We start from the raw sequence: 17,623 nt of genomic DNA on the forward strand, positions 1-17,623 counted from the left end.
ATCGACCCGCCAGCGCTCGAACTCCACGAACAGCATCCAGCCGGCCGCCCGCAAGTCGCGGGCGCGGCACAGGCGCTTGTCGTAGCGGCTGCCACACCGATGGCCACAGTTGGAACACACGGCCGTTTTTTTCGGCGCCGCAAGGTCACGATCCGCGCCTTCGGGGCGCCGAACACGCCCTTGAGCGTGGACCCCGCCGCAAAGCCAGGGAAGGAAAACAACTCACTCAGCCGACGGCCCGTCTTCATGTAGAACACCGCGTCAAGAAGTCAGCACAGGATGCACCACCTTCTGGGACGGCGGGAAGGGCCTGTTTCCAAGGCTCAACGCAGATTCAGGGGCCTCAAGGCACCCACACGAATCCGCGATGAGCCTTTTTTATTTGATCTATGCCTTTCTCGGTCGCCACTCGCTCGAACTCCTCCCGCTCGAATGCGACCCGCCTACTCCCCTGCGTGTAATGGCGGCGGAATACTTCGGCAATGATCTCCGAATATCGATTCAGCTTCTTAGCTACAGGCCCCACGACACCCTTCCTAATTATCGATCATACGTACAAGTCTATCCGAAAGTTTAGAAGGATTTCTCAGCTCGCACTCCCACACTGTGAGTACCTGCCAGCCAAGCTTACGCAGCATCCTCCGCTTCTTCGCATCTCGCTTCCGGTTGGCATCGATCTTAGGCCCCCAATACTCCGTCCTGGACTTCGGCATTTTGTTTCGTTTGCAGGCATGCCCATGCCAGAAGCATCCGTGGACGAAGATGACGGTCCGACGACCAGGGAGGACGACATCTGGCGTACCCGGCAGGTCTCGTCTATGCAGCCTGAACCTGAACCCGAGTCCATGCAGCAATGATCGCAGCGCAAGCTCTGGCTTGGTGTTCTTCGAGCCTATCCGCGACATAAGCCAACTGCGTCGCTCTGCAGTCAACCTGTCCACGAGCAACCCATCTCATGCCGTGAGACTGATCTCTTGCAATGTCCACAACCCTCAAGAGAAGGATCTCTGACCATGCAGAACGACCTCTTTCGATCGACAAATGATCGCGGGCACACTATACTTCCACCCATGAACAGACCTCTTGGAATCGACCTCTTCGCCGGTGCCGGCGGCCTTAGCCTTGGCTTTGAACAAGCTGGATTCGATGTAGTTGCGGCGGTAGAAATCGATCCAGTACACGCCTCGGTCCATGAGTACAATTTTCAGCATTGTCGGGTGATTCCGCAATCAGTTACAGAACTGAACGGCTCACGTATTCGCGCTGCGGCCGGGATAGGCGAACGTACTGTCGACGTAGTGTTTGGCGGCGCCCCCTGTCAAGGCTTCTCCCTTATTGGGCAGCGCGTCCTGGACGACCCAAGAAATTCGCTGGTGAAGGACTTCGTGCGGATCGTTCGAGAACTGGACGCTAGCTACTTCGTATTCGAAAACGTTAAAGGGCTTACTGTCGGCAAGCATCGGAAATTTCTTTTCGAAATCATCGAAGAGTTCAAGGAGGCGGGCTATGACGTGGTGGAGGACTGGAAAGTTCTGAACGCCTACTCGTATGGAGTCCCCCAAGATAGGCAGCGGCTTTTTCTACTTGGCGCCAAGCGAGGACTTCCGCTTCCATCCTATCCCAAACCAACGACGCGCAAACCAGGAAGTGTTGAGACTACGCTCCCCACAGCGCCAACCTGCCTAGACGCGTTGGGCGACCTGCCGGACGCAGAACGGTACGCTCGACTGAATGGGAACGACGAGGCCCGTGTTGCGAGGTGGAGCGACCCCAGCAGCTACGCAGCCCTTATGCGCTGCTCGGATTTAGCAGGCTGGGCTTACGGATACAAACGGGATTGGGACCCAACTCTTTTGACTTCGAGCGCTCGTTCCAATCATAGCGACATCTCACGCGAACGTTTTGCGGCAACCCTTCCCGGCGAGGTCGAACCGGTTTCTCGGTTCTTCAAGCTTCATCCGTCTGGGGTCTCCAATACTCTTCGTGCCGGCACCGATTCGGCGCGTGGCGCTTTTACTAGCCCGCGCCCCATCCATTACAAGTGGAAACGCTGCATCACTGTGCGCGAAATGGCGCGACTTCATGGATTTCCCGATTGGTTCCGCTTCAACACGACCAAGTGGCACGGAGCGCGCCAAATAGGAAATGCTGTTCCGCCGCCTCTAGCTCGGGCGGTCGCAAGCGAGGTTATACGCGCATTAGGGGTCAAGCCGCAACGCCCCAAGAAAGTGATTGCACTTGGCAGCAGCGCTCTGCTGCGATTCGGGACAACAGAGGCGTCCCATTATTGGGGCATTTCCAATCCAATCGGCCGCAGAGATAAGAAAAGTGGGATCAAGAAGCGAAAGCAGTCGGATACCATGCAAGGCGCCTTATATTATTCGGCATCATTGGATTGACGCCTAGACCCTAACCGCTTAATTACCTCCGTCCCCTTTTGCCTAGTCTGCGGAGACCAGCAGGTGCACGTGGTTGTCCATCAGAACAAACGCATGCACCCGCACAGCAAAGCGCTCGCAGGCCACACTTAGCAGCAGGCAATAGTGATGCCGATCCTAATCGTCCAGAAAGATCGCGCAGCGGTTCACGCCTCGCTGGACAACATGCATCGGAACGCCGGGCAGTTCCAGACGTGGCTGACGCGCACGGTGGGGCCTCCTGCTCAAGAAGAAGACCTCAGCCTGCCGGGAGTGATGCAGACTCGCTATCAGACATCGCCGTGTGGGCCTGTACGATCGGCTCGCTTAATTACCTCCGTCCCCTTTTGTCTTTTCTCCCTTTTGCGCGCCTTTTGCGTATTCGACGCTACGTGTCGGCCGCGAGGCGTTGGTCAGGCGTTGGCCGATGGAAGCTGTCTCACGCTGGCTAGAAATCTTGCGCACATTGCCCGACGCAGTGCGCGAGCAGATGACGCTGGTGCCGTAAAAACGTGGGGATACCTAAGAACCTGACCCCGTTAGTTTGCACGCTTGTTAGACTGCATGCGCACATTACTGGAAACCGTGCACGCGCAGATGGTGCTGGTGCTTTTAAAACTTGGAATAGCCTAGAAGCTAGCGCCGTTTTTAAATTTAACCTTCAAAGAATCCCTTCAGAGATTCTGGACTTATTTTTGCTGAAGAGACGGATGCCAATTCGAGCAATATACGCATTTGCTGATAATCATCCTCCCATTGAGAAGTGGAAAAACTAGCACTACCACCTTCTGGCATTTCGATTGTAAAGCTAATTGACATCGTTTCAGCATCGTCGTTCCAGTAAGCCCCGATTTGAATCTTATATCCGTTTTTTTCGCAGAAAAAAGTCTCCCGGCCAAAAAAATCCCGCTCGCGCCATGCCAAATTCCCAGCGCCAGTGGACTTGATCAGTTCATTTACAAAAGAGTATAGATTCGGAGGAATCATATCATTTACTCCTGACGGACAACGAATTTATTGCAGTATCAATATTGGAAATTTCGCTTGCGGCAGCTGTTTTTATAAGCCCCAGGAACAAAGAAAGATCTTCTTTATTTAACCCGCCACCACAAAAAGGAATTTTTAACAATCTCTCATCCACCTCCGAATTTGTCATACCCTGAATACTAACTCCCCTTGGGAATGTTGAGCGAATCAAACTCGTTATATCAGACACCGTATTTGAGCTAATTGGAGTTCCTGCCTCCACTAAATCAGCTAAATCCTTAGTCATTTGCACAAGCCGCGCAAGTTCGCTAGCTCTTCTTCTATCAGTGCCAACCTTGATGTTGGCTCGCAATTCTTCGTTAAACGAATAGGACCTCACCACTTCAATAAACGTTACAGCAGTACCAACTAATCCAGCCAAGCTAGCAGAAGTATCGAAAATTAACTTCGATGTACCGAAAAATGCATTGTGCTGTGAGTTCCAGAAAAATAAAAGAAGAATGACACCAGAACATATTGGTAGAAAATGCCAATATCTACTCATTGCAGCTCCTTGCATTTAATAAAGAACGCTCAACTGGCATCACTAGCGCTATACAAAACCTTATAAAAATTTCATCAAAAAGGCGGCAAAGCCGCCTTTTTGATGAACTTAAAAATCATCAAACCCCAACAGGATTCGCCTTCTCAGGATCAATCCTGTACTGCTTGATCGCCCGGGCCACATCCTTACCGCTCATCTTCCCATCCTTAGCAAGCGCAGCAATCGCCGCATGCGCAATGTAGTACCGATCCACCTCAAAGAAGCGACGCAGATTCGCACGCGTATCCGAGCGACCGAACCCATCCGTGCCGAGGACGGTGTAGGTCATCGGGACGAAGGCGCGGATCTGGTCGGCGAAGGCGCGCACGTAGTCGGTTGCGGCAATCGCCGGGCCCTGGCGGCCTTCCAGCAGCTGGGTGACGTAGGGCTTGCGCTGTTCGGCTTCCGGGTGCAGGCGGTTCCAGCGTTCGACGGCGTAGCCGTCGCGGCGCACTTCGTTGAGGCTGGGGCAGGACCAGATGTCGGCGGTGACGCCGAAGTCCTTGTCCAGCAGCTCGGCCGCGGCAATGGCCTCGCGCAGGATGGTGCCGCTGCCCAGCAGCTGCACGCGCAGTTCGCCCTTCTTGGGCTTGCCGGCGTCCTTGAGCAGGTACATGCCCTTGATGATGCCTTCGGCTGCGCCGTCCGGCATGCCGGGGTGGGCGTAGTTCTCGTTCATCAGGGTGATGTAGTAGTACTCGTCGATCTGGTCTTCCATCATCGCCTTCATGCCGTGCTGCATGATGACGGTGACTTCGAAGCCGAAGGTCGGATCAAAGCTACGCACATTCGGGATGGAGCCGGCGATGACCTGGCTGAAGCCGTCTTCGTGCTGCAGGCCTTCGCCATTGAGCGTGGTGCGGCCGGCGGTGCCGCCGAGCAGGAAGCCACGGGTGCGCATGTCCGCTGCCTGCCAGGCGATGTCGCCCACGCGCTGGAAGCCGAACATGGAGTAGTAGATGTAGAACGGCAGCATCGGCACATCGGACACCGAGTAGCTGGTGCCGGCGGCCATCCAGGAGGCAATCGCGCCCGGTTCGCTGATGCCCTGCTGCAGCACCTGGCCCGTCTGGTCTTCGCGGTAGTACATCAGCTGGTCGGCATCGACCGGCTTGTACTTCTGGCCGAACGGGGCATAGATGCCGATCTGGCGGAACATGCCTTCCATCCCGAAGGTGCGCGCCTCATCGGCCACGATCGGCACGATGCGCGGGCCCAGTTCCTTGTCGCGCAGGGCGATGTTGAGGCTCTGCACGAACGACATGGTGGTGGAATAGCTGCGCTCGCCGCTGTCCTTGAGCAGGCGCTCGAACTTGTCGAGCGTGGGCGCGACGAAGGACTTGCTGGCCTTGGGACGGCGCTGCGGGAGGAAGCCGCCCAGGGCGCCGCGGCGCTCCTTGAGGTACTGCACTTCCGGGGAATCTTCGCCGGGGTGGTAGAACGGCACCTGGCCGTCTTCCAGCTGGGCGTCGGTCACCGGGATGTTGAAGCGGTCGCGGAAGTGCTTGACCGCTGCGTCGTCCAGCTTCTTTGTCTGGTGGGTGGGGTTGAGCGCCTCACCGGCCGAGCCCATGCCGTAGCCCTTGACCGTCTTGGCCAGGATCACGGTGGGCATGCCGGTGGTGTTCACGGCCTGGTGGTAGGCGGCGTACACCTTGTGCGGGTCGTGGCCACCACGGTTGAGGCGCCAGATGTCGTCGTCGGACAGGCCGGCGACCATGGCCGCGGTCTCCGGGTACTTGCCGAAGAAATTCTCGCGGGTATAGGCGCCACCGAAGGCCTTGCAGTTCTGGTATTCGCCGTCGACGGTTTCCATCATCAGCTTGGTCAGCACACCGTTGGTGTCCTTAGCCAGCAGGGCATCCCAGTAGCCGCCCCAGAGCAGCTTGATGACGTTCCAGCCGCCGCCACGGAACACGCCTTCCAGTTCCTGGATGATCTTGCCGTTGCCGCGCACCGGGCCGTCCAGGCGCTGCAGGTTGCAGTTGACCACGAAGATGAGGTTGTCCAGGCCTTCGCGGCCGGCCAGGGCAATGGCGCCGAGGGTTTCCGGCTCGTCGCTCTCGCCGTCGCCGATGAAGCACCACACCTTGCGGTCGGACTTTTCGATCAGGCCGCGGTTTTCCAGGTAGCGCATGAACTGCGCCTGGTAGATGGCGGCCAGCGGGCCCAGGCCCATCGACACGGTGGGGGTCTGCCAGAACTCGGGCATCAGCCAAGGGTGCGGATAGGACGAGATGCCTTGGCCGTCCACTTCCATGCGGAAGTTGTCCAGCTGGGCCTGGCTGATGCGCCCTTCCAGGAAGGCGCGGGCGTAGATGCCTGGCGCGCTGTGGCCCTGGATGAACAGCAGGTCGCCCGGATGGGTGCCCGAGGGCGCGCGCCAGAAGTGGTTGAAGCCCACGTCGTACAGCGTGGCACTGGAGGCGAACGAGGCGATGTGGCCGCCCAGGTCGCCCGGCTTGCGGTTGGCCCGCACGACGGTGGCCATGGCGTTCCAGCGGATGATCGAGCGGATCTTCCACTCCAGCGCGGCATCGCCGGGGCTCTTGGCCTCGTTGGCCGGGGAGATGGTGTTGACGTACTCGGTGGTGGGCGAGAACGGCAGGTAGGCGCCAGCGCGGCGGGTCTGCTCGACCATGCCTTCCAGCAGTTGATGGGCGCGCTCCGGGCCTTCAACGTCGATGACGGCCTTGATCGATTCGAGCCACTCCTGCGTCTCTAGTGGGTTCGGATCGTTGTGCAGCACTTCGTTCAACCAGTTCATTAGCGCTCCCGGGGGGACACACCCCGCGGGTGTGTCGACATCGTGAATTCGTGAACCCGCAAGTGTACCGCACGCACCTGTTGGCATTCCTCGCTACGGTGGCGTATGGAGTGGGAAGGTGCCATGCATGGGCGCACGCGGTTTCGTAGGAGCGCCCCCGGGCGCGAGGGGTTTCCCGGTAGAGCCTTCGCGCCCGGGGGCGCTCCTACAGGAGGGTGAATGGTTTTGTCCGGGTGGTCGTGGGAGGTGGCTGGGGATGGCCTTGGCGTCGTGTGCGTCCGGGCGTACGTACGCGCTCGGCTTTGTAGGAGCGCCCCTGGGCGCGAGAGGCTTTCCCGGTAGAGCCCTCGCGCCCGGGGGCGCTCCTACAGGGGCGGTGTGCGACTCAGAATGCTTGCAGTGCTTCGGTCAGTTGGCCGTTGTTGTTGACCGCGCCCATGGTGTAGCCCTGCCAGCCTGGGTAGGCGTTGGGTTCCCAATAGAACACGCCGAGCACGCGCGCGCCGATGGCGTTGCTGCGGCTGAGCAGGTTGGTGAGCATGGCGCGGGTGGTGGCGGCCTGCTGCCAATCCATGCCGACCTCGGCCACGATCACGTCGCTGCCGTAGCGGGAGATCATGTCGCGCATATTGGTGTCCAGGCGGTTGTTGTAGTCCTGCCAACTGCCGACGGGGGGGTAATGCGACATGCCGATGACGTCCCACTTGCCGCCGGCCGAGCGCAGGTTGTCGAAGAACCAGCGGAAGTTGGCGTTGTCGTAGCCATTGGCCAGATGCACGATGACCTTGGCGTTGGGGTACACCGCCTTGGTGGCGTTGTAGCCGCTGTTGATGAACTGGCTCAGGGTGGCGAAGTTGGGCGTCTTGCCGTCGTTCCACAGCATGCCGCTGTTGATCTCGTTGCCTACCTGCACCCAGCTGACGGTGATGCCGTTGTCCTTGAGGAACTTGAGGATGCCCTGGGTGTGGCTATACACATCGGTGTTGAGCTGGGCCACGCTGTGGCCGGCCCAGGCGGCCGGCTTGGTCTGCTTGCCCGGGTCGGCCCAGCTGTCGCTGTAGTGGAAGTCGATCATGATGCGCATGCCCTGCGCGGCGCGCTTGGCTTTATCGAGGGTGTCGCGGCCATCGTTCCAGCCGCCGGAGGGGTTGACCCACACGCGCAGGCGAATGGCGTTGCCGCCCACATCCTTGAACAGTTTGATGAAGTCGGTGGTCTTGCCCGAGGCATCGCGAAACACCTGCGGTGGATTGTTCGCCGCCTGCTGATTGAGCCAGCTGACATCGGCCCCCTTGGCGATGCCCTGGGCGTAGGCGCCGGCACTGAGGACAGACAGCAGCATCACCCACAGCACGCGGCCGTAGCTGGACTGAAAAATGCGCATGAATCGCTCCCTTGGTCGATGGATGTCGCGCCAGACGGCGCTCTGTTTGGCCCCCCCGGATCCGGTGACGTGTCTGCGGTGATGCAAGCGTCGGATCGTGTTGGCCTGGCCTCACTGCAAACCGGTGGCGATTCAAACACGGCGCTGCAAGGCGCTTGAGGCCGCTATAGGTGGGCCGCTATTGCGGTATAGGTCATGGCAGCAAAATGCTGAGCGAGCAGGCACTGCGTTACCACGACGTTGTGCGGGTGCAGCAGGAAACCCGCGCGTGAGCGCGCGATCAAATGAAAAACGCCGGACTGGCCGGCGTGTTCTTGCAGCGTTGATTGGCGCAACGGCATGACCATGCCGCCGCCGGGGTGACGCGAAACGGGGCCGGAGAAGGCCATCGCCTCCAACGCAGCGTCTACCTCACACCATTGCGCGTGGAGCCTGCTGCTGTTGCTGGGTCTGCGCCTGCTGTTGCTCCAGCGCCGGCGATTGACGTGCGGCGTTGTCGGCCACACGTTGGCTGCTCTGCTCGAGCGGGGTGTTGATGGCGGTCATGGTGTCCACGCCGACGCGTAGCTGCCCGGGGTCGTCCACGCGTCCCTGCACGGCAAACGTGCGCGCCGCGTCTGGGCTCATCAATACCGCGTCGATGCGCTGGCCACCGGCGGCATGCATTTCCGCAGCGAGCGAGCCAGACAGTTGCGCGCTGTGCTGGTCGGGAGTGCGCCCGGCACGCGCATCCTGCGCGTGCACGCCGCGCTGTGCGTCCTGGAACAGCGCATTGCCGGGGTGCCCCGAGTGGTCGATGCGCAGTGACGTGTGATCGTTGGCATGCTCGCGTGCATCGCGCCTGGCCGGTTCGCCTGGTGCGAGCGGGCCGCGGACGGCATCGATCAGGTCCTGCCCAAGGCCGGGAGCGCTGCGCGTGAGGATGGTGGTGCCGGTGCGCAGGCCGTTCACGTCGCTGCGGTATTCGTCGATCATCCGCGCATTCTGTGCGGCGAGCGGGCGCGCGTTGGGGTCCTTCAGCGCAGACTGCTCGCCGAGGAAATTGCCCAGCTTGTGCGCACCCAACGAGCCGCCGGCCGCCACCAGCGGATAGTCCGGAATCAGGAAGTTGGCCTTGCTGTTGCTGTAACCGCTGGCGCTCAGCGTGGAGATTTCGTCGGGCTTGGCGTAGATGCGCACCTGTCCGAAATGCGGTGACGCCGCGCTGACCGGATCGGAGGCCATGACGTGATTGACCACGCTGGTGCCACCTTCGGGAATCCGGTAGCCCAGGCTGGCTGCGCCATAGGCGTTGAACGTCTCGCCCTTGAGATCGTAATGGTGAGCAGAAATCTGTGCCAGCGCACCGCCGAGGGAGTGGCCGGTGACGGTGACTTCGGGCGTACGCCCCTCTTCCTTGCCAATTTCCTTTGCATAACTCAGGGCATGCTTGGTCAACTCCAATGCATCCGCTGCTTGCGGATTGGTCCGTGAAGTGACCATTTTTGCATCGGTGAGAACGTCATTGATTGCACCTTCGGTACCACGGTGCGCAACCACGATCTCGCCACTGCCGTCGCGGCGATAGATCGTGCCTTGATAGCCATTGGACCTGTTGTTGACGTGCTCGAGAACGGCGTAACGCTGCCCCTCGATTGTGACAATTTCTTCCTGCCCCGGCGCGCGCCGACCTACAGCACGGTCCTTGTAGGCATCTTCGGACAAGCCCGCATACTGCAGTGAGGGGACGCTCATGGCGCAACTTCCTTGGCAGCCAATGTGATGGTGAAGAGATTGTCTCGAATCTCAGACTTGAATCCTTCAGGATCGGATTTTCCCATGTCTGGAAAATTACTCATCTCAGAACGAGGATAGCGCTCGCTCCAATAATATTCCGTGGATGTTTGTTGCGCCGTTATCTTCGCGGCTTCAATAAACGACAGGAAACGCGTCTCTTCTTCTGCACCCGTCGCTTTGAGCGTCACACTTGCCCCACTGAATTCCCAGTGGCAGACGCCGCGACCGTAATAGTCCTCGTCCTGCATCAGATCCAGATAAACGGTGCCGCGATATTCGGTGTCGGAGATCTTCTTGAGTGCGAAGTCTTCCTGGCTGGTGATGCGCCCGGCGGTGCCGGTCTCCGGCTGGATCTTGCCGCACTCGGCCTCGTTGCTGACGTCGTACTGTGCCGCACCCTGTACGAGGCCAAAGGTACCCGGTGCATCCTTCAAGGTCAGTGTGACCTCGAAGGCCTTGCGCGGGCTGGGATTCAACTTGGCTAGGCCGCGGCCGCCGGCATCGACATCGGCTTGCGCAACAGCCTCGGCGGTGGGGGATGGGGTCTGGTTCATGCTGGTCTCCGGGGGGCTGCAGGCCGTGCAAAAAAGGGCCAGCAGGCTCGGAACAAGAATCTGGCGCAAGGCCGGCCTCCGTGGCAGTTGGGCCGCCAATCTAGTTCGGTAGCGCCCGCAGGGTCAATGAGGAGCGGGTGAGGACGAGGCCGCTTTCAGGCCTTGTCGCGCTGGGCAAAAGTGCCATGATCGGCAGTACCAGCCGCCAGGGAGCGCGTGTCATCGTCACCTCCGTCACCCGGCCCGAGGCCAGCGGCCTACCAACACCGGTCACCCCGCGTGTGCACTGGCGCAATAGCCTACGCGTGCGGGTGTTGCTGGCTGCCACCGTGCTGCTGGTGATGCTGCTGATCGTATTGGGGACGGTGTTCTACCTGGGCGCACGCGCGGAGTTGGTGGAAGCTGCCCGCATCGAGGTGGACGGGCTGACCGAGCAGACCGCACGCAGCCTGGCAGCCATGCTGGATTCGGCGCAGGTCAGCGGCCGTACGCTGGCCGCCAGCAGCAGCGCGGTGGGGCTGCAACCCTTCAACCTGCGCGCCCTGTTGCTGGCCACGCTCGATGGCGACCCGGATATCGGTTCGGCGAGGCTGATAATCGAACCGCACACGCAAAAGGCCGGCGACACCGGCTTTGTGTGGAACGTGTATCGCAACGGCACGCAACTGGTGGAGAAGTCGGCGCTGGAGGTGGGCTACGACTACCACGCGATGCCGTGGTACCAGCGCACCCAGCGTGAAGGCCGGGCGTGGTGGTCCGAGCCGTTTCTCGGCAGCGATGGCGGCACGACGCTGTACACCAGCTACAACCTGCCGCTGCGCCGGCCCGGCGATGCACCGCATGCGGCGCCGGTGGGCATGGTGAGCGTGGATCTTCCATTGCAGCATCTGCAGGAGATCATCGACGAGTTGCCGCGCGATATCGGCATCCAGCCGATGCTGCTGTCGCCGGAAGACCGGCTGGTGTTCGGCCCGGACCCGGCGCTCAATCTGCAGCACACATTGGACAGCTACGTGGCGCGCGCGCGCCCGGATCTACGCCCGTTGCAGCGCGCGGTGGCGGCAGGCCAGCCAATTTCGTTCTCGCACACCGCGCCCGATGGCGAGCGCTTCCTCACCCATAGCGCGGCGGTCGGGCACAGCGGCTGGACCTTCGTGCTGTCCGCGTCCGAGGCCTACGTGCTGTCGGGCCTGAACTGGCTGGCGGCGTGGGTGGCGGCCGCGGCCGTACTCGGGGCGGGGGTGTGGTGGTGGTTGATGCGGCGGATCACCTGCGCGCTGACACGGCCGATCGAGGAACTGACCGACACCGCCGAGCATTTCCGGCGTGGCGAATTCGAGTACCCACTGCGGCATATAGAACGGCGTGACGAAGTCGGCGTGATGGCGCGCGCGTTCGACAGCGCGCGCGATGCGATCCGCGATCATATTGCGAAGATCGGCGAGATGACCGCCGCGCGCGAGCGCATGCACAGCGAGCTGCAGATTGCGCGCGAGATCCAGCAGGCAATGCTGCCATCCGGGCGCACTTTCGATCGCGCCGGCTCGCATCTGGAAACCTGTGCCTGGCTGGAGCCGGCCAAAGCGGTGGGTGGCGATTTCTACCATTTCTTCGAAACCGAGCCGGGCCTGCTGTGGTTTGTGGTGGGGGATGTCTCCGACAAGGGCGTGCCGGCGGCGCTGTTCATGGCGCGCGCCGTGAGTGTGCTGGAGATCGCCGCGCGCCGGCACACGCGCCCGGACGGCATCCTGATCGCCGCCTCCACCCGCCTGGCCGAGAACAACGACACCTGCATGTTCGCCACCGTGCTGTGCGGGTTGATCGACGTGGTGAGCGGCGATTACTGGCTGGCCAGCGCCGGACACGAGCCGCCGCTGTTGATCGGCACCGACGGCAGTGTGCGTGCGTTGCCGCTGGAAACCGGCGCACCGCTGGGCATCGAGCCACAGGTGGCGTTCCCGGTGCTGCAGGGCCGCATGAGTGCCGGGCAGACCCTGCTGGGCTACACCGATGGGGTGACCGAGGCGATGGACGAGCGGGGCGCCAGCTATGGGCTCAAGCGACTGTTGGTCGCGCTGGACCCACGCCGCAGTCCGGCGGCGCAGTGCAACGCGGTGGTTGCCGATATCGCCCGCTTCGCCGGCAAGGCCGAGCCCTATGACGACATCACCCTGCTGGCGATCCGGCTGCGGCAGGAGCATGCTGGGCACCTGGCAGAGGCTGGCCGGGACAGCCCCGGAAAGGCATCGACTGCATGAAGCTGGACCTGGCCATCGCACCGTCGCTGGCGCAACTGGCTGGCGCCAACGACGCGCTGGAAGCCTCGCTGACGCGCGAAGGCCTGCATGCCGAGCGCATCGGCCAGGTGCGGCTGATCGTGGAAGAGCTCGGCTGCAATGCACTCACCCACGGCCAATGCGTGGAGCAGCCGCTGCGCCTGCAGTTGCAGTTGGACCCGCAGGCGCTGGTGCTGGAAATGCACGACTCGGGTACCGCGTTCGACCCCTGCGCGGCGGCCTTGCCCGAGTTGGATTGCGAGCTGGACAAGCGCCAGATCGGCGGGTTGGGGTTATTTCTGGTGCATCAGTTCGCCGATCACATCGACTACCGCCGCGATGGTGCATACAACATCGTGCGCATCACCCTGTTGCACCCGTACGCCCCTGTCCCCGAGGCTTTGTCATGACCACGCTCGCCATCCAGATCGATCCGCCGCAAGACACCCGTCAACGCGTCATCCTGACCGGCCGGCTGGACACCCATACCTATCAAGACCTGGACGCGGCACTGTCGCCGTTGCTGGGGACTTGCATCACCACGCTGGTGCTGGACCTGGCCGCGCTGGAATACATTTCCAGCGCCGGTATCCGCAGCATCTTCAAGGCGCGTAAGGCGCTGGCCACGCGTCAGGGCAAGGTGCTGGTGACACATCCGCAGCCGCAGATCCGCAAGGTCTTCGACATGGTGAAGGCGGTGCCGCTGAGCGATGTGTTCGCCTCTGCCGAGGAACTGGACGCCTACCTGGCGGCGATGCAGCGCAAGGTGATCGAGCAGAGCGCGCACGGCGACGCGCCGATCGTGGCGCATTTCGCCGAAGCCTGAGCGGTGCAGGGGCACACTGTAGAGCCAGCGCGCCGGCTGCGTGTCCACGAACTGCCAAGGCAATCGGACGTGTTGGCTTAACCGCGTCGCTTCGCCGCGCCGCCGCGTTTCCTGCCTGCCGCCGTGACCGGCGCGGCCGTTTCGTCGGTGAGTGCGCCGCCGTCGTGCATCTGCTCCAGCCACGACAATGCGTCCACGTAGCCGAGGAAGTGCTGCAGATAACCGGGCGAATGCGCACGCATCAGCGTGATGCAGCGATGCACCAGCACGCTGGAATTGAGCGGGCCGGCGTCCTTGGGCGCATCCTGCAGCGATTGCCGCACCTGGCTGGCGGTGCGCACGGTGGTCCAGGTGCGGCGGAAGTCGTCCAGTGCCGGTAGCTCGGGAAACTGCAGTGCATCGGCGGCGGCGGTCTTGCGGCTGTCCACTTCCATCAGCGCCGCGTGGCCGGCGAGCTGGTCGCTGAGCACACCCAACCGGCTGCGCTGCGGTGCGGGCGAGACGGCGCGGGATGTCGCGCGCGCGGCGGCCTGCTCGATCACTGTGGCGTACTGATCGACCAGCGCGGCGAGCTTGTCTTCCAGCACCGCACGCACCGCCGCGTCGGCCTGGGCCTCGGCGCGCGCTGCCAGCGTCTGCAGCAGGTGGAAGCGCACCGGATCCACCTGGCCGGCACCTTCGGCGTGCCAGCGTTGCAGGCGCGCGCGGCTGGATGCTGCCCGCCTGCTCATCGTGACGCTGCGGCCGGCGCAGGCGCGTCGTGACGTTTGGTGGATGGACGTGCGATCGGCGCGATCTCCACCCGGCGGTTCCTTGCCCGGCGCGCTTCGTCGGCGTTGGAATCCACCGGTTGCTGTGAACCGAAGGCGGCAGCGAAGACCGAGGCGGCGGGCACGCCTTCGGCGATCAACGCGCGGGTCACGGTCAGCGCGCGTTGCGCGGACAGCTCCCAGTTGTCGGCGTAGCGGCGGTTGCCGCCCAGCACCGGGCGGTCGTCGGTGAATCCGCTGACCATCAGGATCTCCTCGCGCGCGGCCAGGTACTGCGCCAGCGGCGCAGCCAACGACTTCAACACTTCGCGGCCTTCCGGCTGCAATTCATCGGAGTTGAAGGCGAACAGCACATTGCCGCGGATGCCGATGCGGCCATCGACCAGGGTCACGCGGCCGGCCGCCAGCGGCGCGGCCAGCGCCTGCTCCAGCGTCTTGCGGCGCTGCGCCTCGGCCTGCTGTTGCTTGACCGCCGCGTCCAGGCGGCTGGACAGCTGCAACTGCACGCCGATCACCCCGACCAGGATCAAGACGAAGGCGCCCAGCAGCACCGACATCAGGTCGCCGAACGCGGCCCAGATCGGAGTGCCCGATTCGCCGTCGATGTCGATCTCGTCGCTCATGCCGGCTCCGCGGCGCCGTCATCGCTGTGGCCACGGTCGAGCTGGCGCAGTTCTTCGATGATCTGCTTCTGCGACAGCATGCTCAGGTCCACCACTTCGCGCGCCTGCGCCACGTAATAGGCCAGCTGGTCGTCGCTGCGTGTCAGCGAGGCATCCAGTGCATTGGCGACGTGCTGCAGGCGTTCGTTGAGTTCGCCGGTGGCGCTGCTGAACAGGTGTACCGCCATGCCGAAGGCTTCGCCCAGGCTGGCCACTTCCACCGCGCTGCCGCTGACATGCGCAGCCACCGCGCCGAGCTTGCCGGTTTCGCTGCCGATCTGCTCGGTGAGCTGGTTGCCCACGCGCTGCAGCAGATCGGCTGAGGTGGTCACCAGCGCATCCACCGCGTCGCGCTGTTCGGTGGAGGCATGATTGACCGCGTTGAGCAAGGTCTCCAACGTGGCCAGCAGGCGGCTGCGTTCTTCCAGCATGGCGGTGTCGCGCACCATGCTCTCGGACAGGCTCTGGCGCAGTTCGGCCACCACGTCGGCGGCGGCCTTGGGCGCTTCGGAGGCGATCTGCATCAGACGCGAGACTTCGCTGATGGTGGCGCTGGCCTGCGCCTGCGCCTGCGTGGACAATTCGCTCGCCGTACTGGCCAGGGTGTCGCAGATGGCCTGCTGCTGCTGCGTCACGCGCGCGCCGGTCTGTTCCCACTGGCTGCCCAGCGCCGCGCTCATGCTGGTGAAGCGTTCGCTCCACAGCGCCAGGCGCTGGGTGTCGCGTGCCTCCAGGGCGGCCTGCAATTCGCCATGCGACTGCTGCAGGCTGCCGACCAGGGCGGCGGCTTGCGTCTCAAAGCTGGCACTTGCCGCGGCCAGTGCGCGCTGGTGCTCGTTGGCCAATGCCGCGCCGGCCTGCTGCTGCTGCGCCAGTGCCTGTGTCCAGGCCGTGGTCGCCTCGTTGCTGGACTGGTCCAGGCGCGCGGATACCGCATCGACCAGCGCACCGGAGCGTGCATCGAAGGTGCTGGCGAATGCGGTCAGGCTGTGCTGCAGGTCCTGGGTGAGTGCGTGGTTGGCACGCTGCTGTTCGGCGACCGCCGAGGTCCAGCCTGCCGCAGCGGCGGCGCTGCTTGCCTCGAAGCCGGTGGTCAAGCCTTCCAGTTGCTGCTGCACGGCCTGCCGGACGCCGTCCTGCAATGCGGTGGCTTGCAGGGCCAGCTGTTCCAGCGTGGCCTGCAGCTGCGTGCCGATCGATTGGGTGGCGCTGCGTTGTTCGGCCAGCAGCGCCGTCCAGTGCTCGGCGGTGGTGGCATTGCTGCGTGCAATGCCCTCGTCGAGCGCATGCAGTTGCTGTTGCACGGCTACGCCCACGCTGTCCTGCAGCGCGGCGCTGCGTTGATCGGCCCGCGCCAGGGCCGTTTGCACCTGTTCGCTGAGCGCATGCTGCGTGCGCTCCTGCGCAGCCAGTGCGGCCTGCCAGTGCTCGGCCGCGGTGCGAGCGCTGTCTTCAAAGCCCGCGCTGAGCCCGCGCAATTGCTGTTGCACGGCCGTGCCCACACCCTCCTGCAACGCGGTGGTCTGCAGGGTGATCTGCTCCAGCGTGGCCTGCACCTGTGCATTGAGGGCGGCTTGCGCCTGCTGCTGTGCGGCCAGCGCGCCGGCCCAGTGCGTGGCGGCACTGTCGGCACTGCGTTCAAAGCCGCTGCTGATGCCGTCCAGTTGCTGCTGCACTGCCTGGGTCAGCCGCTCGTGCAACGTGGCGGTGTCGCGCGCGATGCTGGCCATGGTGGCCTCCATTGCCGGCTGCAGGGCCGCGCCGACCGCGCGTGCGCTCGCGGCGACGCCAGCCTGCAATGACTGCTCCATCGCGGTCGCCAGCCGCGCATACGCCGCTTCGGTCCTGGTGTGGAACGCGGCCTGCTGCGTGGCCAGGCGCTCGTCTGCGGCGAGGCTTTGCTGCGCGATGCTGGTCATCAAGGCCTGCAGCCGATCGATCAGCGCGGGCATCAGGGCACTTTGTTGCTGCTGCAGCTTGAACACCTCGCCACGCTGATGCGCTTCCGAATGCGGATGCAATTCGGCTGCGATCTTCAGGTCCAGCCGCTGTACCGCCTGCAGGCGCTCGCGCCGGCACAGCGCCGACAACAGGCCGAGCATGGCCGAGGTGGCAACGCCGGCGATGGACGTCCCGAAGGCGAAGGCCAGGCCTTCCACCGGTGCGGCCAACGCGCCGCGAATGGCCTGCATGTCGGTCGCGCTCTGCAGCGCAACGCCGGTGCCCTTGAGCGTGGCCATCATGCCGAGCAGGGTGCCGAGCATGCCGAGCAACACCAGCAGACCCACCAGGTACGGCGTGAGCACCGGCGCCGGCAAGGCCACGCGTGCGCCTTGGATGCGCAGGCGCACCGCATTGCGCAGGCTGGGGTGCAGTTGCCCCAGCCACGCATCCAGCGCGGTGGGGGCCGTGGTCACCCCGGCGAGCGCAGTGTCCAGCGTGGTCGTGGCCTGGCGATAGCGGTACAGCTCCACTGCGCCGGCCACGTAGCAGGCGCCGATGACCGCTGCGATGCAGGCACCCAGCGGGTTGGAACCCAGATAGCCGATACCGACCCAGCAAACCGCCAGCAGGCCGATGAGAAACACACACACGTGTACGAGAGTTCTGAACATGAGGTC

At 63.1% G+C, this 17,623-nt stretch carries 15 protein-coding genes and 2 pseudogenes; 5 read left to right on the forward strand and 12 right to left on the reverse strand.

The genetic code is table 11. From position 1 onward, the window contains the following. Positions 1–536: 536 nt before the first annotated feature. Positions 537–941, reverse strand: a complete 405-nt coding sequence (locus XcuCFBP2542_RS06575) for a very short patch repair endonuclease (protein ID WP_104602906.1) — start codon at positions 939–941, stop codon at positions 537–539. A gap of 72 nt (positions 942–1,013) precedes the next feature. Here XcuCFBP2542_RS06575 and XcuCFBP2542_RS06580 point away from each other — a divergent pair, with 72 nt between their 5' ends. Further along, positions 1,014–2,399 carry a DNA cytosine methyltransferase gene (locus XcuCFBP2542_RS06580; protein WP_223214371.1) on the forward strand — a complete coding sequence of 462 codons (1,386 nt, stop codon included), beginning with the start codon at positions 1,014–1,016 and terminating at the stop codon, positions 2,397–2,399. 45 nt (positions 2,400–2,444) lie between these two features. On the opposite strand, the pseudogene XcuCFBP2542_RS20245 reads toward XcuCFBP2542_RS06580, so the two are convergent. Further along, a pseudogene (locus tag XcuCFBP2542_RS20245) lies at positions 2,445–2,609 on the reverse strand (transposase); the annotation flags it as partial. A 187-nt stretch (positions 2,610–2,796) separates the two neighbouring features. Between XcuCFBP2542_RS20245 and XcuCFBP2542_RS06590 the strand changes: the two are divergent. Further along, a pseudogene (locus tag XcuCFBP2542_RS06590) lies at positions 2,797–2,925 on the forward strand (IS4 family transposase); the annotation flags it as partial. Between the two features lie 146 nt (positions 2,926–3,071). On the opposite strand, the gene XcuCFBP2542_RS19320 reads toward XcuCFBP2542_RS06590, so the two are convergent. The 7 genes from XcuCFBP2542_RS19320 to XcuCFBP2542_RS06615 all read right to left on the reverse strand — a co-directional run bounded on the left by XcuCFBP2542_RS19320 (position 3,072) and on the right by XcuCFBP2542_RS06615 (position 10,468). Then, positions 3,072–3,404 carry a hypothetical protein gene (locus tag XcuCFBP2542_RS19320; RefSeq protein WP_146090305.1) on the reverse strand — a complete coding sequence of 111 codons (333 nt, stop codon included), beginning with the start codon at positions 3,402–3,404 and terminating at the stop codon, positions 3,072–3,074. A 1-nt stretch (position 3,405) separates the two neighbouring features. Continuing rightward, positions 3,406–3,948: a hypothetical protein gene (locus XcuCFBP2542_RS19325; protein WP_146090306.1), complete on the reverse strand. Its 543-nt coding sequence runs from the start codon at positions 3,946–3,948 to the stop codon at positions 3,406–3,408. A gap of 118 nt (positions 3,949–4,066) precedes the next feature. Beyond that, positions 4,067–6,754: a pyruvate dehydrogenase (acetyl-transferring), homodimeric type gene (gene aceE, locus XcuCFBP2542_RS06595; RefSeq protein ID WP_104602810.1), complete on the reverse strand. Its 2,688-nt coding sequence runs from the start codon at positions 6,752–6,754 to the stop codon at positions 4,067–4,069. Positions 6,755–7,139: 385 nt separating this feature from the next. Beyond that, entirely contained in the window at positions 7,140–8,138 is a 999-nt protein-coding gene (locus XcuCFBP2542_RS06600) for an arabinogalactan endo-1,4-beta-galactosidase (protein ID WP_104602811.1), read from the reverse strand. 164 nt (positions 8,139–8,302) lie between these two features. Next, positions 8,303–8,527 carry a hypothetical protein gene (locus tag XcuCFBP2542_RS06605; RefSeq protein WP_146090307.1) on the reverse strand — a complete coding sequence of 75 codons (225 nt, stop codon included), beginning with the start codon at positions 8,525–8,527 and terminating at the stop codon, positions 8,303–8,305. 22 nt (positions 8,528–8,549) lie between these two features. After that, on the reverse strand, positions 8,550–9,872 hold the full coding sequence (locus XcuCFBP2542_RS06610) for an XVIPCD domain-containing protein (RefSeq protein ID WP_104602813.1): 1,323 nt from the start codon (positions 9,870–9,872) through the stop codon (positions 8,550–8,552). Then, positions 9,869–10,468 carry a hypothetical protein gene (locus XcuCFBP2542_RS06615; protein WP_170066960.1) on the reverse strand — a complete coding sequence of 200 codons (600 nt, stop codon included), beginning with the start codon at positions 10,466–10,468 and terminating at the stop codon, positions 9,869–9,871. Before XcuCFBP2542_RS06615 ends, XcuCFBP2542_RS06610 begins: the two co-directional genes overlap by 4 nt. A gap of 185 nt (positions 10,469–10,653) precedes the next feature. Here XcuCFBP2542_RS06615 and XcuCFBP2542_RS06620 point away from each other — a divergent pair, with 185 nt between their 5' ends. Genes XcuCFBP2542_RS06620 through XcuCFBP2542_RS06630 form a run of 3 tightly spaced genes read left to right on the forward strand, consistent with a single transcriptional unit; the run spans position 10,654 to position 13,570 of the window. Next, complete coding sequence (locus XcuCFBP2542_RS06620; protein ID WP_104602815.1) at positions 10,654–12,726, forward strand: SpoIIE family protein phosphatase; 2,073 nt, start codon at positions 10,654–10,656, stop codon at positions 12,724–12,726. After that, complete coding sequence (locus XcuCFBP2542_RS06625) at positions 12,723–13,154, forward strand: ATP-binding protein (protein WP_104602816.1); 432 nt, start codon at positions 12,723–12,725, stop codon at positions 13,152–13,154. The genes XcuCFBP2542_RS06620 and XcuCFBP2542_RS06625 overlap by 4 nt, the downstream gene beginning before the upstream one ends. Beyond that, the gene (locus XcuCFBP2542_RS06630) at positions 13,151–13,570 is read left to right on the forward strand and encodes an STAS domain-containing protein (protein WP_104602817.1); all 420 of its coding nucleotides are present in this window, start codon (positions 13,151–13,153) and stop codon (positions 13,568–13,570) included. Before XcuCFBP2542_RS06625 ends, XcuCFBP2542_RS06630 begins: the two co-directional genes overlap by 4 nt. Positions 13,571–13,647: 77 nt before the next feature. On the opposite strand, the gene XcuCFBP2542_RS06635 is transcribed toward XcuCFBP2542_RS06630, so the two are convergent. From XcuCFBP2542_RS06635 to XcuCFBP2542_RS06645, 3 genes are read right to left on the reverse strand one after another with little or no spacing between them, the layout of a single operon-like run. Then, entirely contained in the window at positions 13,648–14,301 is a 654-nt protein-coding gene (locus XcuCFBP2542_RS06635; RefSeq protein WP_104602818.1) for a DUF2894 domain-containing protein, read from the reverse strand. Next, positions 14,298–14,963: an OmpA family protein gene (locus XcuCFBP2542_RS06640; RefSeq protein ID WP_104602819.1), complete on the reverse strand. Its 666-nt coding sequence runs from the start codon at positions 14,961–14,963 to the stop codon at positions 14,298–14,300. Before XcuCFBP2542_RS06640 ends, XcuCFBP2542_RS06635 begins: the two co-directional genes overlap by 4 nt. Then, positions 14,960–17,617, reverse strand: a complete 2,658-nt coding sequence (locus XcuCFBP2542_RS06645; RefSeq protein ID WP_104602820.1) for a DUF802 domain-containing protein — start codon at positions 17,615–17,617, stop codon at positions 14,960–14,962. Before XcuCFBP2542_RS06645 ends, XcuCFBP2542_RS06640 begins: the two co-directional genes overlap by 4 nt. Positions 17,618–17,623 lie beyond the last annotated feature (6 nt).

The sequence above is a fragment of the Xanthomonas cucurbitae genome, from assembly GCF_002939885.1.
Taxonomy (GTDB): Bacteria; Pseudomonadota; Gammaproteobacteria; order Xanthomonadales; family Xanthomonadaceae; genus Xanthomonas; species Xanthomonas cucurbitae.

Bases quoted from the DNA above. Each gene is read 5' to 3' on its own strand.
- XcuCFBP2542_RS06580 (WP_223214371.1), top strand. From the start codon at position 1,014: ATGCAGAACGACCTCTTTCGATCGACAAATGATCGCGGGCACACTATA.
- XcuCFBP2542_RS19320 (WP_146090305.1), bottom strand. From the start codon at position 3,404: ATGATTCCTCCGAATCTATACTCTTTTGTAAATGAACTGATCAAGTCC.
- XcuCFBP2542_RS19325 (WP_146090306.1), bottom strand. From the start codon at position 3,948: ATGAGTAGATATTGGCATTTTCTACCAATATGTTCTGGTGTCATTCTT.
- aceE (WP_104602810.1), bottom strand. From the start codon at position 6,754: ATGAACTGGTTGAACGAAGTGCTGCACAACGATCCGAACCCACTAGAG.
- XcuCFBP2542_RS06600 (WP_104602811.1), bottom strand. From the start codon at position 8,138: ATGCGCATTTTTCAGTCCAGCTACGGCCGCGTGCTGTGGGTGATGCTG.
- XcuCFBP2542_RS06605 (WP_146090307.1), bottom strand. From the start codon at position 8,527: ATGGCCTTCTCCGGCCCCGTTTCGCGTCACCCCGGCGGCGGCATGGTC.
- XcuCFBP2542_RS06610 (WP_104602813.1), bottom strand. From the start codon at position 9,872: ATGAGCGTCCCCTCACTGCAGTATGCGGGCTTGTCCGAAGATGCCTAC.
- XcuCFBP2542_RS06615 (WP_170066960.1), bottom strand. From the start codon at position 10,468: ATGAACCAGACCCCATCCCCCACCGCCGAGGCTGTTGCGCAAGCCGAT.
- XcuCFBP2542_RS06620 (WP_104602815.1), top strand. From the start codon at position 10,654: ATGATCGGCAGTACCAGCCGCCAGGGAGCGCGTGTCATCGTCACCTCC.
- XcuCFBP2542_RS06625 (WP_104602816.1), top strand. From the start codon at position 12,723: ATGAAGCTGGACCTGGCCATCGCACCGTCGCTGGCGCAACTGGCTGGC.
- XcuCFBP2542_RS06630 (WP_104602817.1), top strand. From the start codon at position 13,151: ATGACCACGCTCGCCATCCAGATCGATCCGCCGCAAGACACCCGTCAA.
- XcuCFBP2542_RS06635 (WP_104602818.1), bottom strand. From the start codon at position 14,301: ATGAGCAGGCGGGCAGCATCCAGCCGCGCGCGCCTGCAACGCTGGCAC.
- XcuCFBP2542_RS06640 (WP_104602819.1), bottom strand. From the start codon at position 14,963: ATGAGCGACGAGATCGACATCGACGGCGAATCGGGCACTCCGATCTGG.
- XcuCFBP2542_RS06645 (WP_104602820.1), bottom strand. From the start codon at position 17,617: ATGTTCAGAACTCTCGTACACGTGTGTGTGTTTCTCATCGGCCTGCTG.